This is a genomic window from Bradyrhizobium sp. AS23.2 (assembly GCF_001908185.1).
Taxonomy (GTDB): Bacteria; Pseudomonadota; Alphaproteobacteria; order Rhizobiales; family Xanthobacteraceae; genus Bradyrhizobium.
Genome location: NZ_LGHM01000085.1, coordinates 1 through 13204, shown reverse-complemented (window position 1 = coordinate 13204; position 13204 = coordinate 1). Strand labels below are relative to the sequence as shown.

Below are 13204 nucleotides of genomic sequence, written 5' to 3'. Positions count from 1 at the left end.
TGCCGCCTCAGCTTTTTTGTCGTAGGCGTCCACGACATGCCTCGATGCGGCGGAGCGCCTGACCATCTCCCCATTATACCGTCGCTGATCGCCTAGCGGTTCTCACCCGTCAAAACTCCTGTTGGCAAGAGCCGACACCTCTCGCCGCCAAGTGAGACTTGACAGTCGCTATTCAGCGTCACTATATACCAGTAGTTAGTGTCGCATAGTAGTTATCTGAGGAGATACCCATGGGCAAGCAGATGACGGAGATGCTCAAGGGCACGCTGGAGGGCATCGTCCTCGCGATCCTGTCCAAGCGGCCCGCGTACGGCTACGAGATCACGGCATGGCTGCGGGATCAGGGCTTCTCCGATATCGCAGAGGGCACCGTCTACGCCCTGCTTGTCAGGATTGAGCAGCGCGGCCTCGTCGAGGTGAAGAAGATCCCGTCCGAGAAGGGGCCGCCGCGTAAGGTGTACTCCCTCAATGCTCAGGGACGGAAATTTCTCGAAGAGTTCTGGAGGACTTGGAGCTTCCTCACAGAACGACTGGAACAGCTCCATAAAGGAGACAGATAGACATGGCCGCAGGATGGATTGAGCTGGTCACCGGATCGCTCGAACAGAAAAGGCAGTACCGGCAGTGCAAGGCGAGGATCAAGCAGCTTCCCGCGAACTATCGCGCCGTGGCTGAGGCGTTGGAGCGGTATCTGATGTACGCCGGAGGGATCGTCAAGGGCGACGTTGCGGTGCGGATGCACGGCGACCTCGTGGACCTCTTCGAAGAGAGCGCGGCAAATGGCACTCCGATCCGCGACATCGTCGGAGACGACCCAGTTGAGTTCGTGGAGACGTTCGTCGCGAACTACTCGGATGGCCAGTGGATCAACGAGGAGCGCGACCGGCTGATCGAAGCCATCGATCGTGCGGCCGCAGGAGAGATCTCTGACGGGGGTGCGGACTGATGGCGACTACGCAAGCCCCGGCGATCCATGTGCAGGGCTTGGAGCAATCGTACAAGAAGCTCACGCGCCAGGGCGCCATGAGCGGTCGCCGCAGGCCCTACGCCTGCCGCGAAAGTCATCATCATGAAAGGGCGCAAGGCAATGAGTGACGTCAATGGCGTAGTCGAGAACGGCTGGGAGCAGGTTGCGGACACCTTCCGCGCCAACTTCAAGGAAGAAAAGGACCTGGGCGCTGCATGCTGCGTCTACGTCGACGGGCGCGCGGTGGTCGATCTATGGGGCGGTCTAGCCGACCGCGAGAAAAATCACCCGTGGGGTCGGGACACGATCGTGGCCGTCGCGTCGACCACGAAAGGTGCGACCGCAATGTGTGCGCACCTCCTTGTCGAGCGTGGCGAGCTTGATCTCGACGCGCCCGTCGCCCGGTACTGGCCGGAGTTCGGGGCGGCGGGCAAAGGAAAAATCCCCGTCCGATGGCTACTCTCCCATCAGGCCGGTTTGCCGGTTATCGACATACAACTGACGTTCGAGGAGTTGTGTGCTTGGGATCCGGTTGTTCATGCGTTGGAAGTCCAGGAGCCGCTCTGGAAGCCCGGGACCGAGCACCTCTACCACGCAATGACGTACGGCTTTCTCGTCGGCGAGGTCGTCAGACGCATCACGGGCAAGTCCTTGGGCACATTTTTTGCCGAGGAAATCGCCCGTCCTCTCGAGCTATCCGCTTGGATCGGTCTGCCCGAAGCGATCGAGCCGCGGGTCGCCCGGGTCGAACAGGCTCCGTATCCTTATGATTCTCCCGAGAAACTGATGGGTGACTTCGCAGTGATCTTGGGATTGGACCCCGCCGTAGCCGGGCGTTTGGTGCAGACCCTTTGGGGACCGGACTCGATCCTCACGAGGGCCGGGACAATGAACGGCGTCATCGTCGGGGAGAATGTGACTTCGCGGGCCTGGCGGGCGGCGGAGTTTCCGGGCGCGAACATGTTCGCCAACGCCCGCGCTATCGCTCGCATGTACGCCGCAATGGTGAGCGACGTCGACGGCATCCGTCTCTTCCAGCCCGGGACGGTGGCCGCGATGTCGGCGCCTCACACCGAAAGCACGCGCATGCACAGTGTCCCACCGGAGTTGGCGCCGGCCGCGAAGAACTTGTTCAACATGTCGCTCGGCTTTTGGCGTGCCACACCACCCGCCATGCCTTTGCTCGGCCCAGCGTCCTTCGGCCATCCGGGCAGTGGAGGGTCGCTGGGGGCTGCCGACCCCGAAGCTCGTGTCGCCTTCGGCTACGTTACGAATCTCTGGTCGGCCACCTTGATCGACACGCGCCACATCGAGTTGACCGCCGCGGTACGAAGGTGCCTCGGCTAGGCGTAGAGCGTGCAACCTGCGCTTAGGCGAAACTTGAATGCCGTCTACGGCGAGCCCTTCCTCCAAGGTTGTCCTGCAATACCTGCGCGACTCGGGATCAGGCCCAGGCTGATGCCCCACGGGCGCAGGCCATGCTTGAGGACGTAACCCGTCAGGCCGTCACGCCGCAGATGCTCCGCCAGTTCGCCAACACGGCACGGAAGCGGATGCGGGCCGATGGGGGCGGCTACCGCCGCGACCACCTCCGGCTGCTGGCCCAGCGGGTCTAGGTCGCGGACAAGGAAGTTCGCATCATGGGGTCCAAGAGCAACCTGCTCCGAACCTTGGTGGGGATCTCTAGCTCTGGCGCAAAATCGGATACCCTGGGCGTGCCCAGTTTTGTTCCGAAATGGCGGAAGGGGTGTCTTGTCAACCGCGTTGATTTAACTCGATTTTTCTTGCGCATCGCAAGAATAGCTACGGTGTTTGCAACGGTCGTCTCAGCACTATCCCAACCGTAGTTTTCCGCCCCTGAGCGAGGCATGCGACCTGCTGCCTTCCTTCAAACGCCCTCCGGGCGGATCTATTTTGTTAATCGGGCGAAGCTGAAATGCGCAGAGAGGTGCCGAGGCCATGACTTTTAATGACGGGGTCCTGGGTTCGAGCCCAGCGCGCTCACCAACAAAATCAAAGCCTTACCTGCAAAAAGCCAGACAACTAGAGCAAGCAAAAGTCCATTGTGCACACGCCATGCACACGAAGGGGCGCCAAGGTTTTTTCTATTCAACGCGTGTTAGAGCAGTCAGGTGCCATCCGCATCGGTTCGCAATTTTCTTGCTGTCGTATCGCTCGGGCGCTCGACACGACAGGTTGAAGAAGGATCGCCGCTCCCGCGACCTGCCCGCTGGCTTGATCGCCACATTCGATAGAGACGCAACCCGCACGCTAGGGGGACCTATGCTTTGTGGCTTTGGTCACCTATCGAAGTCATCAGTACGCGCCATTCCTTTGCCGTGCTACAAGCTACTCCCTCCTCCAAATCGCTTTGATCGCGTTCGCTCTTTTGCGGCTCAGCTTCATAACTACGGTTGCGCTCTACGATCTCGGGCGGCGAGCGCCCTTCCGCACTCAGCGAACGCAGGAATGTCAGCCTTCCAACCAGAAGCCGACCAAGGTCTGAGAACGCCAGGATGCCCGCTTGTCGCTATGCGTAACGGGGATCGAGGCGGTAGCGCCGAGCCTAATAAGATCTACCGGCGTTGTTTGGATCACCCGGGTGGAAGTGGCCGTTCCCCCCGGACTAGCGAGCGTGCAAGCAATTTCGCGGGCGAGGAATCACGAGCAAACGGCGCCACGTGTTGAAATGCAGCCAGGATGAACCGCTGATCGCGCGCGGCCAGCCATGCGGCAGTCGCCAGTTCGCGCAGCGGCTCCGGCAAGCCGTCTTGCTTCAGATCCGGCGAAATATCCGGCATGGAAGTGGCTGGCACGACCGTCACGAGTTGCCTCACGCGCGTCGCACCGATCTTCACCTCAATCACAAAATCTCCCGGCGCAAGGTCGAGCATCGGGCTGAACCAATATCCTGCGGTGCCCTGGCCCGAGGTGACATCCTTGCCGTCCGGTCCTTGCAGCCGGATCTCGGCGGGAGCTGTGCCGATCCAGCCGATCGACAGCGACTGGCGGCCGGCGGGCAGCGTCTGGGCCAACGCCAGCAGCGGCACTGCCCCGCCGCTGGCCGAACCCCGGATACTCGCGGCGACTTGCTCGCGATCGTCACGGTCGAGCTTACCGATCTGCGAAGCCGCCCACGCGATCGTCGGCGTCCAGAACGGATGCGCGGGAGGCGGGTCGGTCAGCGGCGTATCGAGATTTCCGCGCGAAACGGTCACCGGCGTTGCGCGATTGACGAGACGGAGCACGATCTTGGCTGTCGCATCCAGCACCTCGATCCGGTCACCCGTACGAACGGGCGTCAAGGCGTCGATCGGAAGCGTCTGGCCTCCGCGATGAAGGACAAAGACGTTGGCCTTCTTGTCGAAACTTTCAACATAACCGATCTCGCGCCCCGTTTCCTGGGCGCTCACGCGACACGTCGCGGCCACCACCGCGATCAACACCGGGGCCAACCACCTCATGTCGGCTCTCCCGCGCCCTCGCCCGAGGCCTCGAGCGTCGTCGGCTCCATGTCGATGCTGGCCGGTGGTTTCAGCACGAACTTCCATCCCAAGGACCGCAGCTGGTGATACTTCTCGACCAGCGTGGCGCCGAGATCATAGAACGCGGCGCCCACCGCCGGAACTGCCAAATTCACGACGACGCCCGACCGGAACAGCGGCAGCGAAATCAGCATGATGAGAAAGATGCCGCCGGCGGCAAGCGGAGCAGCGACGATTGGCCTGAAGAATGCCGCCAGAACGGAGGTCATCACGATGATGACGAAACTGATGGCGATGGCTTCGACCACGTTCGGTTCACGGGGCGTGCCGTTGATCGTCAGAGCTTCGATCGCGTTGATCAGCAGCATCGCGCCGGGCATCCTGCCGAGCGGCGTGCTGTACCAATCCCCGCTGTCGGCAAAGCTGCCGCCGATCACGGCGATACGGCCGTCGAGACCGGGAACGGGTGACGTCGAGTCTCCGCTGCTCACAAGGCCGGCGGGCCGAACGGCGACCAGGGGCGTCTGCCCGTCGGTGGAGACGATATCGCCGCCGAGCGCAATCCGGCTGGCGTTCCAGTCAGCCCTGTAAAGAACCCGGCTACTGACATCGAGGTGATCGACGGAAATTGCCGGGAGCTCTCCCCGCTTTGGCGCGATCTCGCCCGACCTTTCCGTCGGGCGCGCACAGCTGTCGGCGCCGAACGACGCCAGTTGCCGGGGGATGGACGCCGCCGCCTGCTCCCTGTCCTCCCCTTCAATCTGCGCTCGCGCGATGATCGCACCGACGAGATGAAGCGCCGGCAGGACCGCAGGGTGTTCCGCGGCGCAGACCTGCACGAACAGTCGCCACCGCCGCACTTGGCCATCCGCGTCGCGTTCGAACAGCGGAGATCCCCAGATGATATTGGGCTTGGCGGCGGTCTGATCGTCATAGCTTGTCGCCCGTATCCGAGGCAGCGCCGGCGGCGCGGCATCGTGATAAAGCGAACGGACCAGCAATAGCGGCGGAGCCGCGGCCGGATACTGGCCGAGAAAATCCCGTAACGATGCCTCGCCGGAGGCATCGCCTGAATCGGTGTAGGACAGGTCGACATCGAGAAGGATAGCCGTCGGATTGGATCGTGCCACGCGCTCGAGGATCGTCTTGATACGGCCCCTCGGTGCTATCTGATGAGCGCCCCAGGCAACGTAGGTCGCATCGTCGATGGAGAAAAACGTAAACTTCGGCGAGCCCTTGAGACTGCCGTTGGTCCGCTCCGACAACCGGATCATTTGATCCGCCGCATTGTCGGCCGCGCGCCGTACAAATCGCGACGACGAAGGCTGTGACGCCAGGAGCGCAATCTGGATCAAGGTGCAAGCCAGTATCGAAACCGCGATTTCAAAGAGCTTTGGGTTACGCTCTCGAAACGCGCGAATCTGTCCGGGCAATCGCAAGGCTGTTCCCTGATCTGAAAATCTCACCCTGCAGCATTCGCGAGCCCCCATCAAGAGCTTCGATCTCCGAGACTTCCTTGCCCATTTCATTCTTGATGGCAGCGCAAAGTCGCTCTAACCTCCCGCATGTTTTTGTAAATCTTTGAGAAATTTGGGATTGCGGTGCACCTTCGAGGCCTTCAACTCAAACGTTTCCCATTCATGCCCCGGCCCGGCGTTCTCAGGACGTCGCTCGCTGCCGTCGTTCTCATTGCCTGCTTCGCTTGCGCCGTTTCTGCGGAGGTAACACCAGTAACCCGGTGCGACGAACTCGCTGCCGCCCCAACCGACCCGGAAAAGACGACCGCGGGAATCAGCTATTCCGAGCTCGACGCGACCGCAGCGGTCCCCGCTTGCCAGGAGGCGGTGCGGCTATCTCCGGACACAGCCAGATTCAAATTTCAACTCGCCCGCGCGCTCGGCAAAGCCGGCCAGTTGATCGAAGCCTCCCAGATCTATCAGACGCTGGCCGATCAGGACCATCCGCTCGCGCTGTACAATTTGGCGATTCTGTATTTTGACGGACTTGGCGTCGAAAAGGACGAGAGCAAAGCCCTTCAGTTGCTCAAACGTGCCGCCGACAAGGACTACCCATTGGCGGAATACCAATTGGGCACGCTCTACGCCAACGGCCGCCACGTCGACAAGAATATCGCGATCGCGATCGATTGGTACGAGAAAGCGATTCATCATGACGAGCCCACTGCACAAAATGAACTCGGCTGGATGTTGCTGCATGGCGTCGGTGTGCCGGTCGACCTCCCCAGGGCCGAGCAATTGCTTCGCGCATCTGCCGCGCAAGGCAATCACGCGGCCGAGTTCAATCTTGCCAAGCTCTACGAGCCGCGGTCTGCAGACTCGCAATCGCTGGCTGAAATGGTTAAGTGGCTGACGCTGGCCGCCGATGCCGGCGTCCCCGCTGCCATCAATGATCTCGCCGTAGTTTATCAGAGCGGCCGCGGTGTCGATCGTGACGTCGCGAAGGCCGCGGACATGTTCAGGAACGCGGCTCAACGCGGGATGTCGCTGGCCAGTCGAAATCTCGGCATCTCCTATGCCAACGGCATCGGCGTGCCGCGCGACCCGACGGAAGCGGCGAACTGGTACGCCAAGGCGGCCGAACAGGGCGACGCCTGGGCGCAGAACGAATTGGGCAACTGCTACCGCAATGCCCGGGGCGTGGAGCGGGACGATCGCAAGGCGGTCGAGATGTATCGCAAGGCGGCGGCGCAGGGATTGGCCGTGGCGCAATTCAATCTGGGCTGGATGCTGGCCAATGGCGTCGGTGTCGAGCGCCATGCGGCCGATGCGGCGCGTTGGTACGCGGCTGCGAGCGCGCAAGGACATGACACCGCCAGCGACAACCTCGGAACCATGTTCCGCGACGGGACCGGCGTCGCCAAGGATGAAGCCAGGGCCGTCGAACTCTACAGAAGAGCCGCCGACCACGGCTTCGTGCAGGCCGAGCTGGATATCGCTTTCATGTACGTCAACGGCCGCGGCGTCGAGCGCGACATGGCGCAGGCGACGGCATGGTTCCTGAAGGCGGCGAAGGCCAACAATGGATTTGCCATGATGGAGCTCGGCTGGCTCAGCCGGTACGGCTCCGAACAACCTCGCGACGACATCAAGGCCTATGTCTGGTATCGGCTGGCGATCCAAGCCGGAAACAACGATGCCCATTACTGGCTGGGCGATCTGCTCGCGAACGCCGGGAATACGGCTGATTCCAAGCTGTGGACGGCGAGCAGCCAAGCACGAAACTTCTTTTACGCGGAAGGAAGGAAAAACTTCGCTCTCTATATCAATGAGCCGAACGGCTCGCTCCGCCATGCACTGGTCGCGGCAAAGAAACAGGTGGTGCCGCGAGACCCCGACGGCTCCAGCGACAAGCATGCGAGCCTGGATCGCCAGGCCAAGGATTACGCGACGCTGTCAATCGTCATGACCGACGAATTTCTGGCGCAGCACGCCGAGCTTGCCTTGCATGCCGTCCGGTTGGCCAAGGGCCCCGCCCTCACCGAAGCTACCGATGCCCTGCAACGCGCCATCGCAGGCGGATCGGTGCAAGCGATGCTGCTGCTGGCGGAACTGAATCTTCGCGAGGATCCCGTTGCAGCGGCGTCCCAATATCGCCAAAGCTCCTTCAGCAGCGACGACCAAGGCATCAAATTTGTCGGTTCAGCCGCCAGGGCCGCGGAACTCTACGCCATGGCCGTGGCCAAAGGCTCCAATGCCGCGCGGGTCAACCTGGGTGTATTGCACGAACTCGGTCATGGCGTCGGCAAGAACCTCGCAATGGCGGAGAAGCTGTATCGGGAGGCGATGGCCTGGAAGGACAACGGTCCGGCTCAAATCGGCTTGCTGCGCCTGTCGCTGCAGGATGTTTGGGAACGCGAAGCCTCGGCCGAATGGGCGACCAACGACCAACTGCTGCGCGATTCCACTCCGGGACCGGCCTCAGCAAACGATATCCTGGTCGAGCCTGTTCATGACATGAGCACCATCAACATCACCGATGCCCTTGGTCACCGAGTTTTTTCCGGATTCGTGAATTCCAACCGGCCCTATCGGGTCGCATCCGGCCGCGATGACCTCATTTTGTGGCCCGGATACATGAACGATGTGCAGGTCAGATTTGGCGGCAAGATCATCCATTCCAGCGACAGCGCAGCAGCGGGTATCAGACTGGACCGGAAGCTGCTCGCGGCAAATCGCGACCCGTTCATCATGAACAGGGACGAAGACAACGACCATTGGGAGCATCTTCCGGACGAAACGCTCCTCAAGAGCCGTATCAAGATTCACGCGAATACCGACAGCAACATCTTCGTCCATGACGATCAGAATCTCTTCGGGATCGAATTCAATTCGATGAACGCGGGCCGGGACGTCAGGCTGCCCGACATTCCCGGACTGACGCTCGTCGTACGACCGTTCGAGTCCTACAAGTCGGAAACGCGGCCATCGACCGTCTCGGTGATTGTCGATGGCAGCACGATCGCCCTGCCGGAGATCACCGCGCCTCCGAACTGCTGGGTTACGGTGCGGCTCGACCTCGACAGGCTGCGGCAGATCCACAAGGTCAATGCCGCGCGACTGGATTGCCAGGCGCTCGCGGAAAATAGCCCGGTCCCTTACCTCACGGACGAGGCGAACCAGGTCGTTTCCACGGCAGAACGACTACCGGACGAGCACGTCAACGGAGTCATCGCGGGGTTCCTGCGGCTAAACAAGGGAATTTCCCGGCTACAGATGACATTGGGCGGCCGTGCCGATGAGCGTTACCGCGCCGACCGGATTTTCCTGGCGCAGGACCTCAGACAGTATGGCCCCAACAGCTTCGAGACCATTCAGAGTGAGATGAACCTTGCCGACAGCGAAATCGCGCTTGGCCTCATCCAGCCCGCGCGTTCGCGTCTTGACGATGCTCTCAACCGGCTGGGATCGCTCGGCACGATCCCGCCGGACTTCGAGGCGTCGTTGTTCCGGACCTATGGAAGCGTATTGCTGAGTTCGGGCCGCTACCTCGAGGCGGAGCGATTTTTCGTGAGAAGCAACCTGTCGCAGCGCAAAAGCAACGAAGCCAACCGTGGGCCACCACAGAGCCTGGTCAATTACCACTTCCTGTCGACCATCGCTGAGCGGCTCGGCGATTTCGATCGAGCCCTGATGTACACGCTTCAGGCCCAGTTGTTGCTGCAAGCGGACCTTCCGGAACGGAGCGACGATTACAACAGGGAGTTTGCTCCCACCACGCTGGTGCGGATCATCGACCTGCTACATCGCCTCGATCGCAACGAGGAAGCGAACGACATCCTCGACTTCGCTCACGTCCAGGCCAAGCGAGACATCGTGCGCGACGTGCCGGAGCCGTTGCATTTTCCACTCGACCTCACGGTGTTCGAAAGAACCTTCGGCAAGGTCGAAAGATCCGACAACATCGCCAGTGTCCTCGGCTATCTCGGCACGGTCTATTCCTGGATGGGGCGTCACGAGGAGGCCTTGCCGCTGCTGCGGCAAGTCACCGAGACGCGCACCAACGTCTATGGCGAGGGAAATCCCTCCACCGCGATCGCTCTCGCCAAATATGCGGATGAGGAATTGGCCGTGGGCGATCGCGAAAAAGCCATCGACACGGCGCGAACCGCTTTCGATTCCCTCACCAAATTTCTGGCGCTTCGCGCCGGAGCTAGTCGCAATCCCCGCGGTGGCATGGAGGCGCTTGGTCCTGCGGCGTTTTCGCTGCTCGGAGCGCTGTACGGAGGCAACGACCCCGGCAGCCAGCTCGCGCATCAGGATGAGGCGTTCGAGGTGGTCCAGCGCCTGCAAAATTCATCGGCGGCCATCGCGCTGCGAGAGTTCGGCGTACGGCTCCAGGAACGCGAGTCCTCCAAGCGCGACCAGCTCCGCAGGATCCAGGACCTCGGCGACGAGCTGTCGCGACTGGATGCGAGCCTGATCGGAGCGGTCTCGGCGAGCGAACGGCTCAACGAGGAACGGATCGCGCGGATCAAGGACACGATCCGCAAGACCGAAGCCGAGCTGGAGGTATTGACGTCGCAGAACAAGGGGAAGCTGGACAAAACCCAAGACGAGGTCGCTTCGTATCAGCAGATCAAGCGACTGCTTCAGCCCAACGAGGCGCTCGTTACCATCGCCAACGGCATCGACGCGAGTTTCGTGTTCGTCGCGACGCGGGATCGGCTGAAGTGGTTTCGATCGTCATTGAACATGCATGACCTGAAGCAGAAGGTCGCGACATTGCGGTGCGGCGTCGATGCCCAGCAATGGATCGGTGAAAGCCGCTTGCGCTGCATGAAGGCCACCAATGCGACGGCCGCAGGCAGCGCTCTGCCGTTCAGCCTGACGGCGGCGCACGATCTGTATCAAGACCTTCTGGAACCGGTCGAGGACGTGATCGCCGGCAAGGACCTGATCTTCGCCTTGTCAGGCCCGTTAAGCGGACTTCCGCTCGAAATCCTGGTCACGCGCCGTCCTTCTCGCGACATAGCCACCAGCCCGGCTGACTTTGCCAACGTGGATTGGCTAATCAACGGGCATGCCATTTCGATCCTACCGTCGGTCGCAAGCCTGACGACGCTGCGGTTGCATCAGGACGCGCGCGCGACGATTGGTGTGGATCGACGCCTGGCCTATATTGGCTTGGGCGATCCTTCGCTGACCGGGGACGGGGATTGCCCGAAAATCAAGGTGCCGCGGCAATGCGCGCAGCTTGTTCGAAGCGCGTCAGCGCAATCGGGCGCAATTCTTCGCCGGGCCGCGATCCGCCCGACCGGTAGCTATTTCCGGGGCGATCTGGCCGATGTGCAATCGCTGCGGCAAATTTGTCCGCTGCCGGAAACAGCAACCGAACTGCGCTGCGTCTCGAAAAGCGTCGGCGGCGCCAATGATCGGCTGGTTCTGGGCGAACAGCTGACGGAGACTGAGATCAAGCGGCTCCCGCTTGACCGCTACCGCATCATTCACTTTGCCACCCACGGGCTGTTGGCCGACCAGACGCGGACATTCGGCGATTCCGTCGGCGAGCCTGCCTTGGTTCTGACACCGCCCAAGACCGCAACACCGCTCGACGACGGACTATTGACGGCCTCCGAGATCGCGCAGCTCAAGCTGAATGCGGATTGGGCCATCCTGTCAGCCTGCAACACGGCCGCCTCGAGATCGCTCGAAACCGATGCGCTGTCCGGATTGGCGCGGGCTTTCTTTTTCGCCGGCGCGCGATTGCTACTGGTGTCGCATTGGAGCGTCGATTCGAGCGCCACCGTGATTTTGATCAGTCGCGCGTTCCGCGCGATGGCGCTCGACCGGAGCATCAAGCCGGCGCAAGCGTTACGCGAGTCCCTCGTCAGCATGATAGCCGATCCGCCGTTCGCCCATCCGGCCAGGTGGGCGCCGTTTGTATTGATCGGCGACAGCAACAGCTTCTCTCGATGATGACGAATGGTCCAGGGCGCCCGGGCAGCAGCGCTCACGCACCCCGGCGAGGATGCCGCCTCGAACAATTCGCGGTAAGATGTAAAGGTGACTAGCGGACATTGGATCGCTTCATCGAGTCTGTAGCCGCTACGCCGCGACTGGCTCAACTCGAAGGCTCTATCCTGTCCTCCGATCGTCCAATGAAACTACCTTGGTCCCAGTCAGAAATGCGGCCCAATCGTTCATCAGTGCTCGTCGCTTTTCCAGCTTCTGGCCGCGTTGATAGGCCGCAGTCGTCTCGTTCTTGTACTTATGGGCGAGCGCAGCCTCGCGGACTCCATCAGGATAGTCGGTGCATTCCTCGGCCCAGGTAGCAAAGGTAGACCGGAAACCATGCACCGTAACGTGTCCGAAGCCGAGACGATCAAGTACCGCCAGCATCGCATTTTCGGAGAATGCTCCGCCATCGGGATTAATAAAGATCAGCTCACCTTGGCTGCCATTGCGCATCTCGTCGAGCACCGCCAGCGCGGGATCCGTCAACGGAACGTGATGGTCTTGATCCATCTTCATCCGCTCGCCAGGGATTTTCCAGGTGGCGGCCGGACTATCGATTTCACACCAATGCCCTTCGACGGCCTCGTTCGTGCGGCAAGCTGTAAAGATCAGGAAGCGCAACATGGCGGCGGCGCTACCGGACGCGCTCGCAAGGACCTTCATGAACGCCGGAGCCTCGCTGTATGGCAAGGCCGGATGATGGCGGACCACCCGCTTCGGGCGCTTTGGCAGCTTCTCACGCAATTGCCTCGTCAATTCGGCCGGGTTACGAAAGTCTGGATCGTCGATATCGACGTTCTTCGCGATGATCGTTTCGATCCGGCCACGGACCCGGTTCGCGGTCTCCCGCTTTTCCACCCAGATCGGCTTCAGTAGATCGTGGATGTGGCTTGGCTTGATCTCGGGGATCGTCAGCTTGCCGATGGTGGGATAGGCGTAGCGCTTCAGGGAGGATGGCCACTGATCGCGATGCTTCTCGCTCCAGGTCGACCAGTTCGTCCGGATGTAGGATTCCGCGCATTCCTCGAACGTCGACAACACCACCTTGGCCTCGACGGCTTTCGCCTCTTCGCGTCCCTTTCGCCTCTCCTCGACGATGTCCACGCCAGCGGTGCTGCGATCGCCTTTCACCCGCAGCCGGGCTGCATCACGGGCGAGCCGCGCCCCCTTTAGAGCGTGCTGTGTTTATACGGAAACATAGCCTGAGTTTTTGAGATAGTTGGCGCACTCTTCCTTGGAGAAGACGTCGAGGAGTTCACCGACCTTGCGCCAAGTTG

Annotated in this window: 8 protein-coding genes; 5 read left to right on the top strand and 3 right to left on the bottom strand. The window is 61.4% G+C overall.

Annotation, left to right across the window (positions count from 1 at the left end; genetic code table 11):
- Window positions 1–230: 230 nt before the first annotated feature.
- The 4 genes from AC630_RS18790 to AC630_RS46280 all read left to right on the top strand — a co-directional run bounded on the left by AC630_RS18790 (window position 231) and on the right by AC630_RS46280 (window position 2583).
- Window positions 231–560, top strand: a complete 330-nt coding sequence (locus AC630_RS18790; RefSeq protein WP_074119978.1) for a PadR family transcriptional regulator — start codon at window positions 231–233, stop codon at window positions 558–560.
- 2 nt (window positions 561–562) lie between these two features.
- Complete coding sequence (locus tag AC630_RS18785) at window positions 563–946, top strand: DUF1048 domain-containing protein (protein ID WP_074119977.1); 384 nt, start codon at window positions 563–565, stop codon at window positions 944–946.
- Between the two features lie 123 nt (window positions 947–1069).
- The gene (locus AC630_RS18780; RefSeq protein ID WP_208867030.1) at window positions 1070–2314 is read left to right on the top strand and encodes a serine hydrolase domain-containing protein; all 1245 of its coding nucleotides are present in this window, start codon (window positions 1070–1072) and stop codon (window positions 2312–2314) included.
- Window positions 2315–2445: 131 nt separating this feature from the next.
- Window positions 2446–2583, top strand: coding sequence for a hypothetical protein (locus AC630_RS46280; protein WP_208867029.1), 138 nt, complete (start codon window positions 2446–2448; stop codon window positions 2581–2583).
- Between the two features lie 978 nt (window positions 2584–3561).
- On the opposite strand, the gene AC630_RS18770 is transcribed toward AC630_RS46280, so the two are convergent.
- Window positions 3562–4413, bottom strand: coding sequence for a hypothetical protein (locus AC630_RS18770; RefSeq protein ID WP_143198142.1), 852 nt, complete (start codon window positions 4411–4413; stop codon window positions 3562–3564).
- Between the two features lie 14 nt (window positions 4414–4427).
- Window positions 4428–5942, bottom strand: coding sequence for a CHASE2 domain-containing protein (locus AC630_RS18765; protein WP_283808438.1), 1515 nt, complete (start codon window positions 5940–5942; stop codon window positions 4428–4430).
- Window positions 5943–6092: 150 nt separating this feature from the next.
- Here AC630_RS18765 and AC630_RS18760 point away from each other — a divergent pair, with 150 nt between their 5' ends.
- Window positions 6093–11888 carry a CHAT domain-containing protein gene (locus tag AC630_RS18760; protein ID WP_074119972.1) on the top strand — a complete coding sequence of 1932 codons (5796 nt, stop codon included), beginning with the start codon at window positions 6093–6095 and terminating at the stop codon, window positions 11886–11888.
- A gap of 159 nt (window positions 11889–12047) precedes the next feature.
- On the opposite strand, the gene AC630_RS47080 is transcribed toward AC630_RS18760, so the two are convergent.
- Window positions 12048–13031 carry a tyrosine-type recombinase/integrase gene (locus tag AC630_RS47080; protein WP_245330447.1) on the bottom strand — a complete coding sequence of 328 codons (984 nt, stop codon included), beginning with the start codon at window positions 13029–13031 and terminating at the stop codon, window positions 12048–12050.
- Window positions 13032–13204 lie beyond the last annotated feature (173 nt).

Excerpts from the sequence above, each read along its gene's own strand:
- AC630_RS18790 (WP_074119978.1), top strand. The coding sequence starts at position 231 with ATGGGCAAGCAGATGACGGAGATGCTCAAGGGCACGCTGGAGGGCATC.
- AC630_RS18785 (WP_074119977.1), top strand. The coding sequence starts at position 563 with ATGGCCGCAGGATGGATTGAGCTGGTCACCGGATCGCTCGAACAGAAA.
- AC630_RS18780 (WP_208867030.1), top strand. The coding sequence starts at position 1,070 with ATGAAAGGGCGCAAGGCAATGAGTGACGTCAATGGCGTAGTCGAGAAC.
- AC630_RS46280 (WP_208867029.1), top strand. The coding sequence starts at position 2,446 with ATGCTTGAGGACGTAACCCGTCAGGCCGTCACGCCGCAGATGCTCCGC.
- AC630_RS18765 (WP_283808438.1), bottom strand. The coding sequence starts at position 5,942 with ATGGGGGCTCGCGAATGCTGCAGGGTGAGATTTTCAGATCAGGGAACA.
- AC630_RS18760 (WP_074119972.1), top strand. The coding sequence starts at position 6,093 with ATGCCCCGGCCCGGCGTTCTCAGGACGTCGCTCGCTGCCGTCGTTCTC.